The sequence below is a fragment of the uncultured Ruminococcus sp. genome (genome assembly GCA_902785355.1).
GTDB lineage: Bacteria > Bacillota > Clostridia > Oscillospirales > Acutalibacteraceae > Ruminococcoides.
This window is the reverse complement of record CACZYF010000003.1, coordinates 18,430-40,404: the sequence shown is the minus strand read 5'-3', so window position 1 is coordinate 40,404 and position 21,975 is coordinate 18,430. Positions and strand designations below refer to the sequence as shown.

Annotated in this window: 20 protein-coding genes and 1 riboswitch; of the genes, 10 read left to right on the top strand and 10 right to left on the bottom strand. The window is 51.3% G+C overall.

Annotation, left to right across the window (positions count from 1 at the left end):
• Window positions 1–16: 16 nt before the first annotated feature.
• The 3 genes from R2I50_RS01305 (at window position 17) to R2I50_RS01295 (ending at window position 1,630) form a co-directional block, all read left to right on the top strand.
• The gene (locus tag R2I50_RS01305) at window positions 17–904 is read left to right on the top strand and encodes a 3'-5' exonuclease (protein ID WP_316607268.1); all 888 of its coding nucleotides are present in this window, start codon (window positions 17–19) and stop codon (window positions 902–904) included.
• 218 nt (window positions 905–1,122) lie between these two features.
• Window positions 1,123–1,344 carry a hypothetical protein gene (locus tag R2I50_RS01300; protein WP_316607267.1) on the top strand — a complete coding sequence of 74 codons (222 nt, stop codon included), beginning with the start codon at window positions 1,123–1,125 and terminating at the stop codon, window positions 1,342–1,344.
• On the top strand, window positions 1,334–1,630 hold the full coding sequence (locus tag R2I50_RS01295) for a sigma-70 family RNA polymerase sigma factor (protein WP_316607266.1): 297 nt from the start codon (window positions 1,334–1,336) through the stop codon (window positions 1,628–1,630). Before R2I50_RS01300 ends, R2I50_RS01295 begins: the two co-directional genes overlap by 11 nt.
• A gap of 48 nt (window positions 1,631–1,678) precedes the next feature.
• On the opposite strand, the gene R2I50_RS01290 is transcribed toward R2I50_RS01295, so the two are convergent.
• The gene (locus tag R2I50_RS01290) at window positions 1,679–3,304 is read right to left on the bottom strand and encodes a hypothetical protein (RefSeq protein ID WP_316607265.1); all 1,626 of its coding nucleotides are present in this window, start codon (window positions 3,302–3,304) and stop codon (window positions 1,679–1,681) included.
• A 47-nt stretch (window positions 3,305–3,351) separates the two neighbouring features.
• A complete protein-coding gene (locus R2I50_RS01285; protein WP_316607264.1) occupies window positions 3,352–3,558 on the bottom strand; it encodes a hypothetical protein in 207 nt (68 codons plus the stop codon).
• A gap of 164 nt (window positions 3,559–3,722) precedes the next feature.
• Here R2I50_RS01285 and pgeF point away from each other — a divergent pair, with 164 nt between their 5' ends.
• Window positions 3,723–4,553 (top strand): peptidoglycan editing factor PgeF, encoded by an 831-nt coding sequence (pgeF, locus tag R2I50_RS01280; protein WP_316607263.1) that lies wholly within the window; start codon window positions 3,723–3,725, stop codon window positions 4,551–4,553.
• A gap of 16 nt (window positions 4,554–4,569) precedes the next feature.
• On the opposite strand, the gene R2I50_RS01275 is transcribed toward pgeF, so the two are convergent.
• A complete protein-coding gene (locus R2I50_RS01275) occupies window positions 4,570–5,538 on the bottom strand; it encodes an RluA family pseudouridine synthase (RefSeq protein ID WP_316607262.1) in 969 nt (322 codons plus the stop codon).
• A gap of 151 nt (window positions 5,539–5,689) precedes the next feature.
• Here R2I50_RS01275 and R2I50_RS01270 point away from each other — a divergent pair, with 151 nt between their 5' ends.
• Both R2I50_RS01270 and spoVM read left to right on the top strand, forming a co-directional pair.
• On the top strand, window positions 5,690–5,833 hold the full coding sequence (locus tag R2I50_RS01270; protein WP_316607261.1) for a hypothetical protein: 144 nt from the start codon (window positions 5,690–5,692) through the stop codon (window positions 5,831–5,833).
• The gene (gene spoVM, locus R2I50_RS01265; RefSeq protein WP_316607260.1) at window positions 5,830–5,922 is read left to right on the top strand and encodes a stage V sporulation protein SpoVM; all 93 of its coding nucleotides are present in this window, start codon (window positions 5,830–5,832) and stop codon (window positions 5,920–5,922) included. The genes R2I50_RS01270 and spoVM overlap by 4 nt, the downstream gene beginning before the upstream one ends.
• Window positions 5,923–6,016: 94 nt before the next feature.
• Here the strand turns inward: spoVM and R2I50_RS01260 are convergent, their stop codons facing one another.
• Window positions 6,017–6,322 (bottom strand): LysM peptidoglycan-binding domain-containing protein, encoded by a 306-nt coding sequence (locus R2I50_RS01260; RefSeq protein ID WP_316607259.1) that lies wholly within the window; start codon window positions 6,320–6,322, stop codon window positions 6,017–6,019.
• A gap of 292 nt (window positions 6,323–6,614) precedes the next feature.
• Between R2I50_RS01260 and pulA (R2I50_RS01255) the strand changes: the two genes are divergently transcribed.
• The 3 genes from pulA (R2I50_RS01255) (at window position 6,615) to thrH (ending at window position 13,537) form a co-directional block, all read left to right on the top strand.
• Entirely contained in the window at window positions 6,615–9,467 is a 2,853-nt protein-coding gene (gene pulA, locus R2I50_RS01255) for a type I pullulanase (protein ID WP_316607258.1), read from the top strand.
• A 53-nt stretch (window positions 9,468–9,520) separates the two neighbouring features.
• On the top strand, window positions 9,521–12,682 hold the full coding sequence (pulA, locus tag R2I50_RS01250; protein ID WP_316607257.1) for a type I pullulanase: 3,162 nt from the start codon (window positions 9,521–9,523) through the stop codon (window positions 12,680–12,682).
• Window positions 12,683–12,937: 255 nt separating this feature from the next.
• Window positions 12,938–13,537, top strand: coding sequence for a bifunctional phosphoserine phosphatase/homoserine phosphotransferase ThrH (gene thrH, locus R2I50_RS01245; protein WP_316607256.1), 600 nt, complete (start codon window positions 12,938–12,940; stop codon window positions 13,535–13,537).
• A 46-nt stretch (window positions 13,538–13,583) separates the two neighbouring features.
• Here the strand turns inward: thrH and R2I50_RS01240 are convergent, their stop codons facing one another.
• From R2I50_RS01240 to R2I50_RS01215, 6 genes are all read right to left on the bottom strand, one after another.
• On the bottom strand, window positions 13,584–14,138 hold the full coding sequence (locus tag R2I50_RS01240) for a folate family ECF transporter S component (protein ID WP_316607255.1): 555 nt from the start codon (window positions 14,136–14,138) through the stop codon (window positions 13,584–13,586).
• A 49-nt stretch (window positions 14,139–14,187) separates the two neighbouring features.
• Window positions 14,188–14,356, bottom strand: a riboswitch (THF riboswitch).
• A gap of 23 nt (window positions 14,357–14,379) precedes the next feature.
• Window positions 14,380–15,384, bottom strand: coding sequence for a LicD family protein (locus tag R2I50_RS01235; RefSeq protein ID WP_316607253.1), 1,005 nt, complete (start codon window positions 15,382–15,384; stop codon window positions 14,380–14,382).
• On the bottom strand, window positions 15,381–16,475 hold the full coding sequence (locus R2I50_RS01230; RefSeq protein ID WP_316607252.1) for a glycosyltransferase family 2 protein: 1,095 nt from the start codon (window positions 16,473–16,475) through the stop codon (window positions 15,381–15,383). Before R2I50_RS01230 ends, R2I50_RS01235 begins: the two co-directional genes overlap by 4 nt.
• Before the next feature lies 1 nt (window position 16,476).
• Entirely contained in the window at window positions 16,477–17,247 is a 771-nt protein-coding gene (locus tag R2I50_RS01225) for a DUF975 family protein (protein WP_316607251.1), read from the bottom strand.
• A 5-nt stretch (window positions 17,248–17,252) separates the two neighbouring features.
• Complete coding sequence (locus R2I50_RS01220; RefSeq protein ID WP_316607250.1) at window positions 17,253–18,614, bottom strand: Sapep family Mn(2+)-dependent dipeptidase; 1,362 nt, start codon at window positions 18,612–18,614, stop codon at window positions 17,253–17,255.
• Window positions 18,611–21,127 carry a YfhO family protein gene (locus tag R2I50_RS01215; protein ID WP_316607249.1) on the bottom strand — a complete coding sequence of 839 codons (2,517 nt, stop codon included), beginning with the start codon at window positions 21,125–21,127 and terminating at the stop codon, window positions 18,611–18,613. Before R2I50_RS01215 ends, R2I50_RS01220 begins: the two co-directional genes overlap by 4 nt.
• Before the next feature lie 185 nt (window positions 21,128–21,312).
• Here R2I50_RS01215 and yfbR point away from each other — a divergent pair, with 185 nt between their 5' ends.
• Window positions 21,313–21,885: a 5'-deoxynucleotidase gene (gene yfbR / locus R2I50_RS01210; RefSeq protein ID WP_316607248.1), complete on the top strand. Its 573-nt coding sequence runs from the start codon at window positions 21,313–21,315 to the stop codon at window positions 21,883–21,885.
• Window positions 21,886–21,975: the final 90 nt, after the last annotated feature.

Sequence of the window (21,975 nt, the reverse complement as noted above, 5' to 3'; positions counted from 1 at the left end):
CCCAAACCCTGTTTGCATGAATTACATTATTCTTGATCTTGAATTTAACGCCGCGTATTCCAAGCACAGACATCGCTTTGTTAATGAGATTATCGAGTTTGGCGCCGTTAAATGTGACGAACAATTAAATATCATCGATACCTTCTCCGAACTGGTCACACCGCAGATCAGCAAGAAGCTCAATTCGCATGTATCCGCCTTGACGCACATCACGATCGACGAGCTCAAGGAGAGCCACAATACCTTCTCTCATGTGTGCTCAAAGTTCCGTAAGTTCCTCGGTGACGGCGTGCTGCTCACGTGGAGCAACAGTGATATCCTCGTGCTGATGGAGAACTACCGCTATTTCTTCGGAAATAACAAGGTTTCGTTTTTACAGTACTATGTGAATTTACAGAAGTACTGCGAGCGCGCTTTGAACTACACCGACCGCCATCACCAGATGGGTCTGTCCGCATGCGCCGAAGCGATCGGACTTACCTTTGAGGAAGGAAAGCTCCATCGGGCGTATCAGGACGCGGAGCTCTCCGCTGCCTGCTTCAAGGCGCTTTATAACGAGGAACTGTTGAAGGAGTTCATCTATCGCTGTGATGATGACTTCTACAGCAGGGTCACCTTCAAGAACTATAATATCTGTGATTTGAAGGATCCCGGCGTTGACAGACACCAGATGTACTTCAACTGCGAGCAGTGCGGTAGACGCGCTCTCAGGCGCAGTAAGTGGCGTTTGAAGAATCGCAGCTTTCGCGCGAACTTCCGCTGCCTTAGATGCGGAAAAGATTTCGAGGGCCGTATCGTGTTCAAGCGGTGCTACGATCATGTCGAAGTCATCAAAAAGACCGCTGAAGTCCCGCCTAAGGAATCCCGCAGACAGAAATCGGAGAAGAACAGTACTGAACAATAATATCAATCGTCGGCGATTTTTCGGAATCGCCGATATATTTTTGAAAATAATTCGAACAAATATTCTAAAATCACTTGCTTTATCTGTATTTCTATGGTAAAATAGAAGTATCGAAAGGGAGAATGATGCTAAATCCCTGCCGATGATGAGCGAGCCCCATGCTCAGTGAATACGTCCGGTTTTATAAAAGTAAATGCAGATGAGCGAAAGGAACAGACATGAATTATCTTGAATGGGCACAGGAATACCGCGAGAATGCTTCCCGTGTACAAGCCGTGATTGAGAAGAAGAAAGCCCTTTTGAACGATCGAAACCTGACCGCCGATATGCGGAAGCAGATCAGCGACGCGATAATCTCCTACCGGGTGATCTATCGCGAATTGCTAAAGACCGCCGAGCTGTTGAGCAGTCGAGCACAGGAGCACAGCGATGCGGCATGAGCGTATGTACTTGACGGATGAAAGCAGCGATCTGATCGCTTTTCATCTCTATCAACATGGTTCTACCAACCGTCCCGAGCGTGAGCGGATGCGAAAGATCCTGCTCCGCGCGATCCGCCACGAGCTGACCGACCGCCAGCGCAGCTGTCTGACGATGTATTATTTGGAAGGTATCAAGATGAAGGACATCGCTAAGACGATGTGTCTTTCTAAATCCACTGTCTCTCGACATATCAGCGCCGCTACGCGAAAGCTGAGGAAGGTCGCCTCATACTATCAACGCTAAAATTGAATAAAGAGTGCCCGTCACAGTCGACGGGCATTTTTGTGTCTATTATTCTGTTTCAACGGGTGCCTTTTCGGTTTCCTTGTTCAACTTGCTTTTTATTTTCTTTAACAGAAAATAAATTGCTTTGGTGCTTTCGATCATCCCATAAGCCGCGAGGGGGATGAGGAAGATGAAGTACGGCAGCATATATTGGCTTTTAGCTTCATACAGCATGTGGTATAGGATGCCGCCTGTGACTGACAGCGGTAGGATCAGCGTCTGCGGACAGAGCGCTTTTCGCAGGATCAGCCATATCATCCCCGCTGACGAGAACAGCAGTACCATCATGTTGAAGTAGTGGAACCAGTTATCGAGCAGAAGCTTCAAGCCGCCGGTATATACGGATTCTACGATGGGGGAGAGCTTCTCGTTCGTCGGGAGATCATGTTCCCTGACCTGACTCAGCCAAATGGACTGGAAGGTAGGCTCGTTGATTTGGCTGAGAAGCTTTTCCTTAAAGAACTCGACGGTACGACGGGACGCGGATAAGCTCTGCGTTCGTTCCTTGATGCCGAGCTTCGCGGATTCATCCGCCGCCTTCATATCCATATTTGAGCCTAAGAGCGTGTTGAAGTCAACCGCGTTATACCAACACGGCGCCATGCCGGATTCGCTGATACCCGCGTAGCGCTTGACGGTTGACGAGAGGTGGGTATTGAGCTTGCCGCCGCTCGCGCTTCTGTAGCCCGCGACGACCAGCTTCTGTGCGCCGAAGGCACAGAGCACCATCAATGCCGCCATCGCGATCGAGAGCCACTTCTTCCTGTCGACCGCATGAAGCACCAGCGCGATGCATACCGCGATCAGGATCACCATGTATTCGGGGCGGAGTATATAGCCTAGAATCGCCGTCAGTATGCCGAGTCCCGCGTACAGCAGCTTGTTCTCCTTCATGAAGCGGAGTGCGAAAAAGATCGCCCATACGATGAACGAAAGCCCGATCAGATAGCTGTAGACGTAGGTTGTGATGAACATCGGCTGTAGGAACAGCGTCAGTAGAATCGCACTCAGATTCGTTACAGAAGGACGGTCAAATGCGTACTTGACGATCATCACCAGTCCGATATAGACCGCGTCCAATGCGATCACGTTGATGATCTGGAATACCAACGCGCTCGTTCCGCTGCCGAAAAGGGTATAGAAAAGCTGTTCAAACAGAACAAAGCCCAGTTCGTTCGGATAAAAGTCAAAGTAACTGTGGTTGCCGTAGCTCGCCCCGGAGTTGACCAGATTTCCGAAGTTGCCTTGTGAAGCGCTCTTTGCGGTATTCAGCAGGGTCATGCTGTCACCCGAGGGTACCGACCGAACCATATTCACCCACGCGAGCGAGAGCACCGTTGTGAACAGCAGCATTACCCCGACGATGAAGCGAGTATTCAGTCTGCTGATCTCGATATGCTTTCGCATCATCGTAAGAGCTGCCATGACGCTCAGTCCGATCAGCGCCAGATTGGTGAATATCAGATCGCTGTCAAAGGTGATCCGCTCGCTGTATGGATTGGCGGGGTCGATATGACTGGTCTGCACGATGCTCCCGACCGCGATGATCGCATACAGCAGTGCCAGCAGGTACACGGCGACCGCGGAGCAGATACGGATGACCTTGTTTTTGGTGTAGAGTGAGTTTTCCACCGTGATCTCCTTATAATTTATTATCGATACATAGCTTGAACGATCGTTTACAGCTCGAAGTCCTCTTTGGAAAAGCTTTTCAGGGGAGCCATCCCCTTAGGCTCGCGCATGATAGGGTTGTATTTGAATTTGCTGCATTTACCGTTTTTCAGGCTTTTGTTCTTGGTGCAGTACTGTGATTCACCCTCGGTTTTAGAATGTTCGCAGTACACGCACGACACGGCTATATTATTTCCAAACAGTTTCTTTTTCATAATATCACCATCATAATTAATCAGTATATCGCACAGCCGAAACAATTGTTTAAGCTGTGGCAGTTTTGACCTGTCTGTATCTCAGTATAACATCTGTTTTTGACTATTGCAAGATGTTCGTGAACGTAGTATAATAACAGCAACTTTAAAAAACAGGTGATGTAATGACTTTTCGATCCGATGTGTTCACCCTCAATAACCGTGAGGGCGTTTCTTATCTGACCTATGACAGCCTCAGCGCCATTCCCTTTATCCGCCACGCTTTTTCGACAAAGATTGGGGAGGGTACCCGTACCATCCACCCGATGGATATGAGCTTTGATCATGACGATCCCGAGGCGGTCACCGAGAACTATAAGAGATTCTGTAAGGCGGCGGGCTTTGATTTCAGCTCTTTGGTCGCGTCCTCTCAGGATCATCATACCTTTGTCAGGGTGTGTACCTCCGCCGAGAAGGGTATCGGCATTTACCGGGCGAAGGATATCGAGAGCGTAGACGGCCTCGTGACCATCGAGCCGGGCGTGACGTTATGCACCTACTATGCCGACTGCACACCGCTTTTCTTTGTCGATACCGTGACCCATGCGATCGGTCTGGCACACGCCGGATGGCGCGGCACTGTCGGCAGGATCGCCGAGAAGGTCATCCGAACCATGACCGACAGCTTCGGTACCGATCCCGCCGATCTTGTCTGTGCGGTCGGTCCGAATATATCAGTCTGCTGTTATGAGGTCGATGAGCCGTGCGCGAAGGAGTTCTACGCGCTCGGTCTTGATTCCGATAAGTTCGTATTTCCCAAGGACGGCGGCAAGTACATGGTCGATATGCTCGAGTGCAACCGTCAGATCCTGGTGTCCTGCGGCGTAAAGCCCGGGAATATCACCTTGAGCGACATCTGTACACAGCACAACAGTGATCTGCTCTGGAGCCATCGCGCTACCAAGGGTGACCGCGGTACGATGTGCGCAATGCTCAGGATCAATCCCGAAAAGTAATTGTCAGGCTCCCCGTTTACAGGGAGCCTTTGATATTGAGCTTTCCGTGTTCTGCAAACCATACGTTCTTTACTGAGAAACTTTTTCCGTTCAGCCCCTCCAGACAACCGGCGGGAGAGGTGAAGCGGAAGGTCAGCTTATATGAATACAGCGCCTGTCGCTTCATATGCAGTTTTGCGTTGAGCTTTCTGTCGCCGTACTTTTCATCCCCGAGCAGCGGGTGTCCGATATGCGCCATATGCGCGCGAATCTGGTGCGTTCTGCCGGTATGCAGGAGCACCTCGCAGAGCGATAAGCCGTCAGCGGAATCCAAAACCGTGTATTCGGTGATGATCAACTTATCGCCCTCGCGCTGTTTGTCGTGTATGATGACCGTATTGGTGCGCTCATCCTTAGAGTGATAGGCTGTGAGGATCGCGTGCTCGGGCTTCGGCGTACCTTTGACGGCGCACAGATAGTATTTTTCGATCTCCCTGTCGCGAATCTTTTGATTCATCACGCGGAGCGCTTCGGCATTCTTCGCCGCGATCACGATTCCGCCGGTGTTGCGGTCGATGCGGTTGCATAATGCAGGGGTAAAGCTGTGCTCCGTATCGGGCTTGTATTCTCCATTGTCATACAGATAGCGCAGAACGCGCAGGTTCAGTGTATCGCTGTCGTAGCGGTTGTCCTGATGACAGATAACGCCGATCTTTTTATCCAGTAGGAGGATGTTCTCGTCCTCATAGAGGATATCGAGCTGTTTTCCGGCTTTCATAAAGTCGTAGCTTCTCTGCTCCTCAAAGAACTCGTCCCTGATATAGAAGGTCAGCACGTCGCCCTCGCTGAGGAACACCTCGGGCTGTACCTTCTTTCCGTTTAACTTGATATATTTTGTGCGCAGGTATTTATACATCAGCGACTTCGGCATGGTTTTAAACCGCTTGGAGAGGTACTTGTCCAGCCGCTGACCCGCGTCATTCTTCGTTACTTTTACTTCTCTCATGATATCACCATATCATTAATTATGTCATTGCGAAGCCCGTCATGGCTGCGGCAATCTCAATCGAATACATTTCCTATTGTATCAAAAGTCCGTCGATATTTCAACGGTAACATTTCTGCGCCGTTTGCGTAGTATATACAGGGTGATGAAAATGAGATGTCGTAAGAACAGCTGTGCCACAGCGATCTCCTTCGGACTGGGGCTGCTGACAGCCTCGATCCTACCGACAAAAGCAGTGTGTGTGATAGCGGCGATCGTGCTCATCATCACCTGTTTGACAAGGAGGCAGCGATGAAGGTAGTTGTATTGGATCATCCGAAGATCCTCTCGTTCTTCCTCAGGAAGATCTACGGGATCAAAAAGGTCAAGGAGCCTTCGGCATAAGGCGACCGAACAACGGCGGCAGCGCAGCTGTCGCTTTTGTCATATACATATAAATTTAGAATTGCCGCCGCTGTATCTCAAGCGGCGGCGTCGTTCATTTCGTCAGTCTCAGTATTTGGCCGGGATAGATGATGTTGGGATTCTCGAGCTTATTCAGGCTCAGGATGTTCTCGAGCTCTAAACCGTAGCGATCTGCGATCGACAGGATCGTATCGCCCGGACGTACTACATAGTAGCGCGGCGACCGGATCTCCTCGATCGGGAGGAGCAGCTCCTGCCCGGGAAAAATGGTGTAGGGAGGCACCAGTCCGTTTGCCTCGGCGATTTCTTCGGGATTTGTACCGAAGAACTGCGCGATCGCGTAAAGGGTATTGCCCGGTCTGACTGTATATGTTACCATCGATACATGGCTCCTTTCCTGTTACTGTTATATTCTATGCAGCGGAGCGTTATCGGTGACGATGGAATATCCTGTAAAATATTGTATAATATTTATAAATATAATTCTAATTCGGAATTAAATATGTAGTCTTATTTGATATGATAATGATGTATAAACATGCTAAATTGAGGTAGTCGAATTGAGTTATAAACGTGTAATTTCACTATTTTTGGCTTTTATTTGCCTTTGTACGGTCGCTTCTGTCGGCTTTTATGCAGAGGGTGAGACCGAAGTACAGGAGGTTGAGACCATGCCTGAAGCGCCTACGATTGCAGAGATTATCGAAACCGAGCCCCCGACCGAGCCGCCCACCGAGGCGCCTACCGTGAAACCGACTCAGAAGCCCACCGAGCCGCCGCTCCATCCAAAAAGCTACGGCTATGACGGTTATGCCAAGAGACTTGACAAAACGGTCTACAGCGACAATGATCTTGGAGCGAACTACACGCCGGATTATACCAATTTCAAGCTTTGGGCGCCGACCGCGGATGAAGTTAAGGTTTGTATCTATAAAACCGGCTCCGATGAGGAGGAGGGCTTCAACACCATCGCTATCAAGCCGATGAAGTTTTCCAAGACCGTCGGAACATGGTATATCACTCTGCCCGGCGACTATAAGAATATGTATTACACTTATAAGGTGACCGCCAACGGTGAGACGCATGAGGTCGTCGACCCTTACGCAAAGTCCGCCGGTGTGAACGGCAACCGCGGTATGATCCTCGATCTGCGCGATACCGATCCCGAGGGCTGGAAGGATGACAGCTTCAAGCGTGTCGGCAGCGCGACCGATGCGGTCGTATGGGAGGTCAGCGTGCGTGATTTCTCTGCTGATCCCGATTCGGGCGTCAGTGAGGCAAATCGCGGTAAGTTCCTTGCCTTTACCGAGGAAGGCACGACCTACGAGGGCAGGGAAGAGAACCTCTCTACCTGCGTCAGCTACTTAAAGGAACTCGGCGTGAATTATGTCCAGATCAACCCGTTCTACGATTTTGCCTCTATTGATGAGTCGAAGCCTATCGACGATCAGTATAACTGGGGCTATGATCCGAAGAACTATAACGTTCCCGAGGGCTCCTATTCCTCGAATCCTTACGACGGTATAACCCGCGTCAAGGAGTGTAAACAGATGATCCAGTCACTTCACAAGGCGGGAATCGGCGTTATCATGGACGTAGTCTATAATCATACCTATTTCTCGGAGGATTCCTTCTTCCATCATATTGTTCCGTTTTACTATCATCGTTTCAACGAGGACGGCAGTTGGTCAAACGGCTCAGGCTGCGGAAACGACGTTGCTACCGAACGTTTCATGGTCAGTAAGCTGATCCGTGATTCGGTGAAGTACTGGGCGAGCGAATATCATATCGACGGCTTTCGCTTTGATCTGATGGGATTGATGGACGTAGGTACCATGCAGGGCATCCGCGCCGATTTGAATACGCTTCCCGACGGAGAGAAGATCCTGATGTACGGCGAAGCGTGGAACATGCAGACTACCGTGCAGCCCGACGTCAAGCTCGCTAATCAGAGCAATATGTATCTGCTCCCCGGGATCGGCGCTTTCAATGATACCGGACGCGACGCGATCAAGGGCTCGAACTTCAACGCGAAGGAGCCCGGCTTTGTACAGAAGGGCTCGTCCAAGTCCGGTGTACGAAGCACCGTTGAGGGCGACGGCGGCGGCTGGGCAAAGACGCCCGACCAGTGTGTGAACTACGCTTCCTGCCACGATAATCTGACTTTATATGATAAACTCACCGATTCGGTCCATCACGACGGCAAATATTCCGAACGCCGCGAGGATCTGGTTAAGATGAATCGCCTGACGGCCGCGATCGTCCTGATGAGCAACGGTATGCCGTTCATGCTTGCGGGTGAAGAGATGGCGCGTACCAAGCAGGGGGATGAAAATTCCTATATTTCTTCCGTTGAGATCAATCAGATCGACTGGAAATCGCGGTATAAGTACGCGACGCTTACCGATTATTACAGCGGCCTTATCGCGATCCGCAAGGCGGTTCCCGCCCTGCGCGACGGTTCCGCGAAGCGTGAATCGCTCGAGACGGATACAAAGTCAGCTTTGGCGTACAGCGTAGCGGCAAGCGGCTCCGCCTCCGCGGTCGTCATCTATAACGGCGATCAGGAGAAGAGCGCAAAGGTCACCCTGCCTGTCGGAGCATGGGTACAGGTCGCCGACGGTGAATTCGCGGGCTTGCGCGCGATGGATAACGTTTCCGGTACAATCATGGTTCCCGCCGGCTGCGCCGCTGTTTTGATTGACAAGGAGGGCTTTGCTTCTGTTGCTCAGAAGGAGCCTGAGAGCGTTGTTTACATGCGCTATACGGATAAGAAGAGCGGCGAGGTCATCTGTGAGGAGCGCCTCGAAGGTAAGAAGGGCGAGTCCTACACAGCCGAAGCTCCGTCCGCTCTGCTGTTCAATTATAACATCGTTTCCAAGGGCAGCCTGAACGGCAGCTTCAATAAGCTGTATGAGGTCGTCAACGTTCCCGTTGAGCAATACGAGGGAGATTATTCCACCGTCACCATCCGTTTCCTCAGTGAGAAGGACAAGCAGCTTGCCGATACCATTGTTATGACAAATCGCGTCGGTCAGCGTTATTTCACCCCGACGATTCCCGGTGTGAAGGGTTATTCGCTCGATCTGGATAATCTTCCCGATAACGCTGCCGGTAACTATACCGATGAGCCGATCGACGTTGTTTTCCGATATAAGCAGGTCGAGGAGAAGAAGAAAGAGGACAAAAAGGTCGACGGCGATTATCAGTGCCGCGCAAATGTGATCTATCTCGCCGAGGACGGCAAGATCCTCGACCGCAAGTCCTACATGGGCGTAGAGGGGGATAAGCTCGAGCTGGAGATACTCGATTTTGACGGTTACGAGTATTTTGAGGAGAGCAACAGCAACGCTTTGTTCACACCCGTTGAGCTGAACGTGCTGGTGTACTACCAGAAGCCCCGCGCCGATTACCTGATCTATATCCTGATCGCCGGCGGCGCTATCGTTCTGCTCGGTGTGATCGCGATCATCCTCAGAACGAATAAAAAACGTAAAATGAAGGCAATCAGCATTGATGACTGATTGGTTAACCAATGCTTTTTCATAACATTTATATTATTTAAGGAGGAAACTGCATGAAAAAGACAAAGAAGGTTATAGCTCTGCTGCTGACCTTAGCGCTTGTTGCGGGTATGCTCAGCGTAGCGGTCGTTTCCGCTTCCGCTGCCGACAATCCCTACAGCGACGCCGCTATGGCTCTGGACGCAGAATATGCCTACGACGGAGAATTAGGCGCGATCTATTCTCCCAATGCCACCACCTTCAAGGTATGGGCGCCCCTGGCGACTGAGGTCAAGCTCAACCGCTATGCGACCGGCTCCGACAGGGAAGAGGGCGCCGCCAACCTCGGCACCACTCAGATGGAGAAGCTGATGGACGGTGAAAAATGGACGGGCGTATGGACCGTTACCGTAGACGGCGACATCGTCAACACCTATTACACCTACACCATCACCAATCCCGATCACATCTACCACAGCTCCGGTTTCGTGACCCATGAGACGCAGGATATCTACTCTCATGCAGTCGGCGTGAACGGCGACCGCTCCATGGTCGTTGACCTCGACAAGACCGATCCCGAGGGCTGGAATGACGATCATCACGTCTTTACCGATTCTCAGACCGACGCGATTATCTGGGAGGTTCAGGTCAAGGACTTTTCCTACAACCCGAACTCCGGCGTGTCTGACGCGAACCGCGGAAAATTCCTCGGCTTCACTGAGACCGGAACTACTCTCAACAACGAAGGTGTCCTCTCAACCGGTATCGACTACTTAAAGCAGCTCGGTATCACTCATGTTCAGATCAACCCCTTCTATGACTTCGCCACCATCAACGAGGCGGGCGATGACAGCCAGTTCAACTGGGGCTATGATCCTAAAAACTACGGCGTTCCCGAGGGCTCCTTCTCTACTAACCCCTATGACGGCAACGTTCGTATCAACGAGTGCAAGCAGATGATTAAGGCGCTCCACGACGCCGGTATCGGCGTTATCATGGACGTTGTGTACAACCACACCTACTCCGTTGATTCCTGCTTCACCTATTCCGTTCCCGAGTATTATTATCGAATGGCTGCCAACGGCACCTACAGCCAGCAGTCCGGCTGCGGTAACGATACCGCCTCCGAGCGCGCGATGTACCGTAAGTACATGCGCGAGATGCTCAACTACTGGACGAACGAGTACCATATCGACGGTTACCGCTTCGACCTGATGGGCGTTCATGACGGCGAGACCATGACCATGATCCGCGACGATATGGATCAGATCGACCCCCGTATCCTTATGTACGGCGAAGGCTGGGCAGGCAATACCGTTTATGATCCCGTAACCTGCTCCGGTACCGCTACCTACATGACCGTTCAGACCAACGCATCTAAGCTCCCGACCCGCATCGGCTTCTTCAACGACCAGATCCGCGACGGTATCAAGGGCGGCGTATTTGACGGCGCTACCGCAAGAGGCTTTGTCAACGGTTCCAAGATCCTTGCTCCCGACGTTGCGGCGGGTATTCGCGCCAACTCCGTAGGCAAGGGGGGCAGATGGACTGCCGTCACCCCCGAGCAGACCGTAACCTACGCTTCCTGCCATGATAACATGACCCTGTATGATAAGCTGGTTGCCGCTTCCGAGGGTACCAGAGCCGATTACCGCGCGCGCTACGCGAAGGCTATCGCCTCCAATAAGCTTGCGAGTGCGATCATCAACACCTCTCAGGGTATCGACTTCTTGCTCGCCGGTGAGGAGATGGGCCGTTCCAAGGACGGCGACGAGAACTCCTACAAGAGCGCCGCGACCCTCAACATGATCGACTGGTCACTCTTAAAGACCAACGCCGACCTCGTTTCCTACTACAGAGGTCTCTTCGAACTGAGAAAGAGCTTCTCTCCCTTCACCGCTAAGGTCACCCAGAAGGACGGCGGAAACTACGAGTACTTTGTAGAGACCTCCGGTTCCGTTGATACCATCGTTTACACCATCCATAACAACACCGAGGGCGAGTGGAACAAGATCGCCGTATTCTACAACGGCTCCACCTCCGACAAGACCTATACCTTCAAGTCCGCTAAGCTGAGAAAGGACAAGACCATCGACGAGAATACCGAGTGGGTCATCGTTGTCAACGACAAGGCTGCCGGTATCACCAAGCTCGACGAGTGCAAGGGTCTGACCTTCAAGCTGCCCGCAAGCTCCGCGATCGTAGCGGTCGAGAAGAGCACCTTTGAGGAGGCCAACCTCAAGAGCGAGTTCTCCAAGATCACCCTGAACAATATTGTTGACGCGACCGGTGAGGTTCTCTCCAGCAGTTCCGTTCTCGGTAAGCCCGGCGAGGGTTATTCCGTAACCGCTGACGACGCGGTTCCGCTCGAGTATGAGCTCGGCAGCGTAGAGGGCAATACCGAAGGCGTCTTCACCGAAGAAGATCAGGTCGTAAACTTCAAGTTTGTCGACTATGTTCCCACTCCCTTCCGTGTCCCGAACGGCGATATCGATGACAGCGGTGAGCTGGACGTTATCGACGTGACCGTTCTGCAGCGCTTCCTCTGCGAGGTCATCACCCTGGATGAAGAGCATGAGAAGCGCGGCGATTATGACGTAAACGGCGAGACCGATATCCCCGACGCTACCATGCTGCAGCGTTACCTTGCCGGAATGATCAAGCCCGTTTACACGATCACCACCCGTCACGCGACCCTTAAGGAAGACGGCTCCAAGCGTGCGCTGACTCCCGCGGGCGAGACCCGTATCCGTTACGGCGAGCCTTACACCACCGAGCCTCAGAGGATCGCTTACTACAAGCTCGATAAGGCGCCCGCGAACGCTTCCGGTATCGTGACCTGCGACAAGTATGTCGAGTATCTGTATGTTTACAGTGTTGCAAGTCCGATCATGCACGTCAAGCACACCGGCGACGATTCCTGGGATCCCAACCTGTGGGCATGGGCTTATGACGGCACCGGTTCACCGATCAACTGCTATGATTCGTGGCCGGGTCTGACCCTGAGCAAGGAAGCCGGCGCTGAGTGGTATGACGTCACCTTCCCGATTCCGGGCGGTCTTGATTACTACTTCATCATCAGCGAGGGCACCGGTTCTCCGCAGACCAAGGACTACGGTCCGATCTCTTATGACGAGTATCCCGAGATCTGGGTAGTGATTGACGATGCGAACAGAAATTCCGATGATCAGGATTGGTGCAAGTTCTATAACTACAATCCCGATACACAAAACTAATCAATGAACGTTAGGGGGCTGTCACGCGACAGCCCCCTTTTGCAGCGTGCATTTATGAAATAGTCATTGCGAAGCGTCTTTTGGTACGCGTGCATTTATGAAATAGTCATTGCGAAGCCACTTTAGGGGCTGTGGCAATCTCAACCGATTTAAAATAGGTCTGCTTTCACCCCGGGAAGTTTATTACTTGACAAATCCGCTGATCTGTAGTTTAATATGCATATATGAAAACTACTCGTAAAGGAAGGATTTATCATGAATATTGTATGCTTGGATCTTGAAGGCGTACTGGTTCCCGAGATCTGGATCGCATTTGCCGAGGCTTCCGGTATCCCGGAACTCAAGCGCACGACCCGCGACGAGCCCGATTATGATAAGCTGATGAAGTATCGTCTGGATATCCTTGATCGGCACGGTCTCGGCCTTAAAGAAATCCAGGAAACCATCGCAAAGATCGACCCGATGCCCGGCGCGAAGGAGTTTCTCGACGAGCTGCGTTCGATCACCCAGGCGGTCATCCTCAGCGATACGTTCTCTCAGTTCGCGAAGCCCCTGATGGAGAAGTTAGGCTGGCCGGCTATCTTCTGCAATGAACTGGTCGTTGATGAGAACGGTAAGATCACCGACTATAAGCTCCGTTGTGAAAAGACCAAGCTGACTACCGTCCGCGCACTCCAGAGCTGCGGCTTCGAGACCATTGCCAGCGGCGACAGCTTCAACGACCTCGCGATGATCCAAGCGAGTAAGGCGGGCTTCCTGTTCCGAGCTCCCGACAGCATCAAGGCGGATTATCCCGACATTCCCGCCTGCGATACTTATGACGAGCTTCTGACTCTGATCAAAGCGGCTTTATAATTAAATCTGATATGAAAAAAGCACCTCAAAACCGAGGTGCTTTTCTTTATGCTTTGATAAACTTGATCCGATCAAGCAGCGGTTTGATAAATCGCATGATGATGACCTCCACGACGCCGAACGGCACCAGTACAGCCGCACGGTACAGCAGTAATTGCAGATAGGGGATATTCATCATCCCGCTGAGCACGATGGTGTTCAGCGGCAGGGTGCAGAGTACAAGCACAGCGACCTTCGATATGATGATCCGTTTCAGCGACATATCGCTTTTGTACAGGATCATACCGTACAGGATGCCTTCCCACACATAACACGCGGTCAGCGCGGGGTTCATCGAGAAGGCGGTGGGGTTTGAGATGATGATCGAGAGTATATCGCCCGCGCCGGAAACGATGCCCGCGCATACGGGACCGTACAGATAGGCGACGATCACGATCGGGATGAACGAAAAGCCGATTTTGACGAAGGGCATGATCGCCAGCGTGAAGTTTGAGAAGATACCGAGTACTACGCGCAGCGCAAGCAGCATCGCACATACAGCGAGCGTTTGAACGTGTCCGAGTTCCTTGGATGATTCTGCAAATTTTTTGATGATTGACATAAAAACCTCCTTCTGCATTCCTATGTGCATAAGGAGGTTATCCATATGCAACAGCGGGATGCAAAGAATACACCGCGGGACGCATGCGCCTCTTTCTTACTCTGTCAAAGATTCAAACTTGACAAAGGCGATAACAGAAAATGCAGGCGCGCCTGCCCTTCGTCCTGCTGTCAACTCCCCGTACAGCAAACACTTAACGCGTATTCTTTTACTCTGTCTTTCTTTTGATAATGGTGTTTGATTACTCCGGAACAGTGTCGGATTCGCTTGTCGATTCTTCAACCGTTACCGTAATTGATTCATCAGCGGTTTTTGCGATCGTTTCCTCAGTTGATTCAGTAACTGCATCATCGATCGTTTCCTCAACCGGTTCCGATCCATTTGTTGATCGAGAAATCTTGTATTCCATGCACGGCGTATCCAGATCGAGCGCAACCAGATCGTGATGCGGCACCTGCTTGTCCTCGGGCGGCATCTCCATGTAGTCGCCGAACGCCATGTGTAAGTACTCGTCATAGCCCTGCGGCAGGGGCATGGATAAGCCCTCAAAGTCATGGTACTCCGCTTTCTTGAACGCCTCCTGCGGGTACTCGTTGAGCATATAATGCGGACCGGCACAGAGCTCGGTGCATTTCTTGTGCGTGTTAAAGGCGTAGCGCGTCATCTTCTTCTCGTGCTTTTTCCAAATCTTGGTGCGCTTATCACGGTTCGGGAAGAGCTTCAACAGCAGCTTGCCGCCCAGCTCGATCAGCTTGCCGTGCTTAGTCGGTACAGTTTCGGTGATGAACAGGCTGTACATCATCGCGTGATAGTACTGCATGTAGCGCTGCAGGCGCTTGTCGGGACATCCGTCCATCGGGAAGATATCCGTGACGATTCCGTGCGGTACGTCGATATTCTGCTGGTTTTCTTTTACTATAGTTGCGGAAATATCCACCAGCGTCGCAAAGCTGTTGCCGGTGAATACTTCACCGTCCGTTTTCAGCATCAAAAAACGCTCGGAGCTTTCCTCCCGCTTCCATAGCCTCAGCATCCGTTCATAGTCCCTTCTGGGCATGATGATGTCGACGTCGTCATCCCACGGGATGAAACCGCCGTGACGGATCGCGCCGATGACGCATCCGCCTAACAGATAATATCTAAGCTCGTATTCCTTACAAAAGTTGTCGAAATATACTAAGGATTCAAGCTCCTTTAATTGCAGTTTTCTCAGTAGCTCTCTGTCGAGCTGCAGTACTTCACTCATAATACCTCTACCTGTTCTTCGTCGTAGATGACGGTGTTGTTTTTGACAGCCTGCTTGACCTCCTCGATCCTTCTCTGTGAACTGCCGTCAAGACTCTTTTTCCAGCGGGGCAGCTTGATCAGTCCGACCAGCGTGCCGACGCCGTAGCTCAGGTGCAGAATAGGGAAGAGGAAGGGCAGAATCAGGAACATCGGGTTCAGCGTTTTCTTCAGGATGAAGGCGCCGACCGTGTTGACCATGTTGAACATCGCGTACATCGCGGCGATGATCGCGAGCAGCACCGGCTGGCCTGTCACGATCCAGAAGAGCAGACTGCCGATGATTGACAGCAGGAATACGAAGGGGATGAAGTGGAAGTAGCTGAGACATTTCGGACATACGCCGACGGTAAGACCGATCCAGTAACCGTTACCGTATTTCTGACTGATCATGTGCTTGAGGGTTGAGCGGGTATGCTGGAAGGAGATGATCTCCGGACAGCAGCAGATCTTGTAGCCCGCCTGACGTATGCGGTAGTGCATCTCGTTATCCTCTGTTCTGCCCAGATCCTCATTAAAGCCGCCTACCTTCGCAAAGACCTCTCTGCGATATGCCGCGTGAAAGAGGCTGTCGTGGTACTCTTTCTGAGCGGCAGGTCGGCGATAGTCCGCGACCGATGAGCCGAAGAGGCTTTCCTCAGCCGCCTGCAGGGTCTTTGTCCACGGATTGGGGTTAGCGCATATATTGGGACGACCGCCGCCGACGACGTTCTCGCCTTCTTTGATGTTAAAGACATTACGTGATACAAACTGGCGCGGGATCTGGGCGTGAGCGTCCACGCGGATGATGATATCGCCGGTGGCGTGCTCGATCGCAACGTTCCACGCCGCCGCCTGATTGGAGCCGTAGCAGGTATAGACCTTGACGGCATAGAAGCCGTTATCCGTTTCCTTGAACTCATCCATCAGCTCGTGGGTACGGTCAGTGGAGTTCGAGTCGACCATAATGATCTCAATTTTGTTGTGGGGGTAGTTCTGGTCTCTGAAATCTCTTAAAAGACCGTTTAACGCCCGTTCTTCGTTTCGGGCGATCGTACACAGTGATACTCTCATATCAGTTCTCCTCAAAGGACGCCTGCGTCATCCATTTCGCCGCGACGCACAGCGATTGCGTCATGTAAGGGATAACGTACAGCGCCGGTAGGATCAGCATGCATAACAGCAGCCACGGCGTAAAGCTGAGGATCAGCTTTGCCGCGGAGCCTGTCTTGTTTTTCATGATGTATTTGGAGTACTCCACCGCCGAGCTGAGGTTCAGCTCCTCCCTGTCCACACAAGCGGTGAATACGGTGAAATACTTGAGCGCGTAAAGCGTAACGGCAAGCGTAGACAGCACCGCGAGTAGAAAGTAGACGTCGCGGTAAACCAGCCCGCCGTAGAAGTCTCCGCCGATGTTGCTCGAGATGATCTCAAAGGCGATCAACGGAAGGTACAGCAGCACCGTCGGAATCAGCATACGAAGGATAAAACGGATATTAAAACCAAGTGTTTCACCGTATCTGCCCTTTTCAAGGTAGTAGAAAACATCCTTGAGATCCATTTCCTTTGTATAAGCGCAGCGATAGTATGCTCGGATATAGCCGTTGATGACCGGCGACAGCAGAAATCCCGCGATGAACTCTACCGGATATCCGACGGCATAAATCCAGAACTTCGCTGTTTCGCTGTCGGGGATCAGGTTCATAAACGCGCACGAGATCACAGTGGTCGTGCCGTCGATCATATACAGAGGTATCAGCGTGATCAGCAACGCAATAATTGCCCGGGGATAATTATGCTTCAGTGTTTCACGCGCTTGTTGTTTAACAATTGCTTCAGTAGACAAGTTATTCATCCTTTGGTATAGAGATTATACATGCTCTCCAGACAGATCTGGGCATGCTTGAAGAAAAGATCAACGTTCAAACATTCATTTGCGTTGTGGATATTGCTGACTTCACCCTCAAACACGGGACCGAACGCAACGCCCTTGCCGCCCAGCTTGCGGGCATAGGTGCCGCCGCCCGAGGTGTAGACAGAGGGCTTTTCGCCCATGACGGTCTCGTAGGATTCGCTCAGGATTCGGATGATATCCGAGTTCTCGTCAAGATACAGCGGCTTTTGATGCGTCAGCACCTTGACGTGGATGTCCTCGCGCTCCGCATGACGACGGATGGTTTCAAGGATCTCCTCACCGTCTGCGGTAACAGGGTAGCGGATATCGATGGTACAGGTCGCGTAACCGGAGTCGATGTGTACCGTACCAACGTTGACGGTCAGCGGACCGGATTCTTTATCGCGCATTTTGATACCCAGCATCACGCCGTCGGTATCCGTCCCGATGTAATGGCTGATAAACGCGGGAAGCTTCCCCATGGTAGGCAGCGAGAAGTTAGAGGTCAGCAGGTCTATCAGCGCCGTAGCGGCATTCAAACCCTCTTCGGGCTTCGCGGCGTGAGAAGCCTTGCCGCGCGAGAGAACCATCATTCCGTCGATAGTATAATAGAACTCAAACGAGCCTTCCTTAGCGTCGGCAAGACGCGCGAGCTGATGATCCTCGTTCTCGGTGCAGTCCAGAAGTGCATAGGCGGTATCGGGGACAGCGTTGGTGGTTTTGCCGGAGTGCAGCTGAGTCAGCGTCGTGCCGTCGTGAGTATCGGCGTACAGCTCGAGTTGAAGGATACCCTTCTCGCCCTTACAGATACCGTAAGCGGAATCGGGGGTAAAGGAAAGGTCGGGGATCGGCTCGTACTTGAAGTATTCGTCCATATCCTCCATACCGCGTTCCTCGCTGGTGCCGAAGATCGCGCGCAGGGTATTCTTTCCGACGACGCCGTTCTCCTTGAGTGCGCGCAGACAGTACAGTGTGATCAGCGCGGCACCTTTATCGTCCGCTACGCCTCTTCCGTACATATAGCCGTTGTCGCCGATCGACAGCTCGAACGGGAGCGAATCCCAGTTGTTGCCCTCTGATACGACGTCCAGGTGCGTCAGCACGCCGCAGAGCTTACCGCCCTCGCCCAGCTGTGCATGTCCCGCAACGTTGTTGATGCTTGATGCGGACAGACCGAAGCTGATCGCTTTCTTCATCATCCAGTCCAGCGCCGCTTTGCAGTCTTCATGGATGCCTGAAATAGATTTTATCGCGATCAGTTCCGTCAGATCGGTAATGATCTCATCTTTGTAATCGAGTATTTTTTCTCCGAAACTCATGTTAATCCCCCTGTCGAACCTAAAGATATTGATTCTGATTTCTGTTTGATTCTGTATTTTCTGCGAGCTTTCCGCTTTGCACGAAAACCTCTGTTGATGACGAAATAGATGATGAATATGCCTGCCCCGATAGCGGATATGATCATGCCTTCGGTAAGCATCGGTGTGCGGTAGGTGAAACGGATCTCGCTCTTTGTATTTCCCTTGACGCGGATCGCCATGAAGCCGACATTGACCTTTTCAATCTTAGCAGGCTCGCCGTTCACCTTGGCGCTCCAGCCTTCGTCGAACGGTACGCTGAAGAACAGCAGATTGTCGTCGCCTCGATTGTCGAACTCGGCGCTGAAGCCGTCACTTGTATATTTAAACGAAGAACAGGCGCTTTCGGCAAGTCTGTCGGCGTCTTTCATGTATTCTTCCTCACTGTACCGAAAACTTTTTGTAATGCTTTCATATCCTTCGTATTCGGGATGCAGCTGATCCTGCGGATCATTCGGATTATGTCTGAAGTTCAGGTTAAGGTATTGACCGTCGCGGTAGCCGGTGATATCGGCATACGCCGCCATCTGATCCTGCGAGAGCACCATCGCCTTCATCAGTGCAAGATGCTTGCCCTCGTTTGAGATATCGCGAAACTCCTCCTCAGTGATAAAGCTGTCATAAACGAACCCCATCGGGACATAATGCTCGTTGACGTATTCGCGGTAGCCGTTTTCGGTATTAACATAGCGAAAGCCGGGAAGAGGAGGGACGTGATCGGAGTTGTTTGTTTTACTGTTCTCTTCTTCAAAAAGATATTTGACGGATAAAAGGCCTCTCAGTCCGTAGTATTCCGCTCCGGGATTTGACGCAACATCACGTTTTACGCCGACGCTGTTGTAGAAGTCAATGGTCGATCCCGGTACGATGCTGTGAAACGTCTGGATATTCTGTATCTTCCAGAACAGCCCGATATTATCCGCAGATTGATAAAAGTCGGATCGTACCTCATGAATATCCGGAAGCGTGACGTCCTTCCCGCCGTTTAAGGCGCTTTCGATCATGAAGCTGTCTGAATGGTCGGTGATGCGCTTTCCGCACCACAGGTAGATCGAGCTGTATCCGATGATGAACAGACTCAGCGCAAGCGCGGTGCTTCTGAATAACACAAGGGGCTTTTTCTTTGCGATCCAATATAGAAGAAAGCTGAGTATCAAACCGCCTATCGCCATCGCTGCGAAGATCCAGAAGCGCTTGGGATACTTCGAGATACCGAGCTTGATGATCTCTCGCTTTGCGTTATCTTCTGTTTTTTGCGGGGTCAGTCCGATGATGAGGGTAATGCTAAGGGTAATGACCACGGTTGGGATAAATCCTTTTCTTACCGCTTTGAGGTCAAGCTCTTCGATCCCCTTGATCGTAACCGTGATCATCATCAATGTCAGCATATAGAACCATCGCGCGTAGTACGCGCTGTTCAAAGCCTGAAAAGCGGTGTTCAGCACCGGAATCAGAGCCATGATGAAGAGAATGACCAATAATCGCTTGAAAAATGTCTTTTTATGAACTCTGAGATACGCGATAACAAAGGTCATTGAGAACATCGGCAGATAAGCGGCTACCGACGCCCACTTTCCGCCCGCGTCAGGGGTAAAGTTGTTTTGCGCAGGGATATCGGAGGGGAAGAAGAAGGCGTTCAGTATCTGAATGTAGCGCTGGGTTCGCGGATAGAGGATAATGTTCCAGCCGTTGATCAGCGATGAAACGCGGTAGTTACCGATGATCGCTGCGACAGAGGGCAGAAGAAGGAAGCACGACAGACATACGCCGATCGACCCCTCCAAAAGCAGCGTCAGAAGACCTTTTAAGGAGAAACGATATGCTTTGACGGACAGCTTCACAAAATAATAAATGACCGCGAACAGCGCCTGACCGAAGAAGAAGTAATAATTGATCGTAGCACACAAGAATACCGCAGCCGCGACGAGGCCCTTTCGTCCGGTCGCGTGATATTCATCAAGCGCCGCCAGCAGCAGGGGGAGGACGATCATCGCCTCGTGAAAGTGGAAGAAAAAGACGTTGAAAAGCGAGAATCCGGAGAACGCATACAGTAAACCGCCCATTACCGCGTAACGCGGGTCGCGGACATAGCGCTTGAGGTAGATGTACGCCGTCATGGAAGAGAAGCTCAGCTTGAGCGCAAGCAGGGGACCGATCGCGTAAGGCACCCAGCCGGAGGGCAGCGGCAGCGTCAGCAGAAAGAACGGAGAACCCAGCAGATAAAAGCTGTAGCTCCCGACAAAATTCGCGCCCAGATCCGTCAGATGGCTCCAGCCGGTATTTCCGCTGAGGATACTGTCGTGACACAGCTGATAAAAGGGAATTTCCTGCACGTTGAAATCACCGTAATACAGGAAGTATCCCTGATCCTTTATCATGATCGGAACGATGATCGCGACCGACAGTATCAAAGCCCACAGAAAGGCGAACAAAGCATAAGGACGGCGTTTTTGATCGTTTTTTATCAGTTTCAAAACGTCCCTCCCGTGAAAAATGCTTTACCTTTGCGGATTAGTATGCTACAATAATATACATTAACTTATGTATTATAGCACACAATCTTTTAAATTGCACTATATTTTTGAAAATATATCTTATATTATTAATTATAATCGTTCAGTAGCTGCTGATTAACCCAAAGAGCAAAGGAGAAATATCCATGAACCGTTTTTTCGCCATGATCTCACGCATGAAATATATCGACCGATGGGGATTGATGAACAATACCCAGACAGAGAATATCTCCGAGCACAGTCTCGAGACCGCTGTCCTTGCGCACGCGCTGGCTCATATCGCCAACGTTCGTTTCGGCGAGCATATCGACGCCGATAAGGCGGCTGTCGTAGCGATGTTCCACGACGCGGGGGAGATCATCACCGGCGATATGCCCACACCCGTCAAGTACTTTAACCCCGATATCATCTCTGCTTATAAGGCGGTTGAGAAAGCGGCGGAGAACAAGCTGCTTTCCATGCTGCCCGGCGACCTTCGGCCAGCCTATGAACCCTTGCTTTCAAATGACGATCCCGTTCTTGCCGTCTATGTCAAGGCGGCAGATAAGCTTTCCGCGCTTATCAAATGTATCGAAGAGGTGAGAATGGGGAATAATGAGTTCATGAAAGCGAAGGAGGCAACCGAGCGCTCGCTGCAGCAGATGGATCTGCCGGCGCTCAAGGTTTTTATGGATGAGTGCCTTCCCGCTTATTACCTGACTTTAGATGAACTCGGATAATAGATTAAATCGGTAAAATATACAAGATATATCCTCATTTTGCGCTTTATCTACTATAACTTGTAAAAATTTTATTAATTCGACTTATAA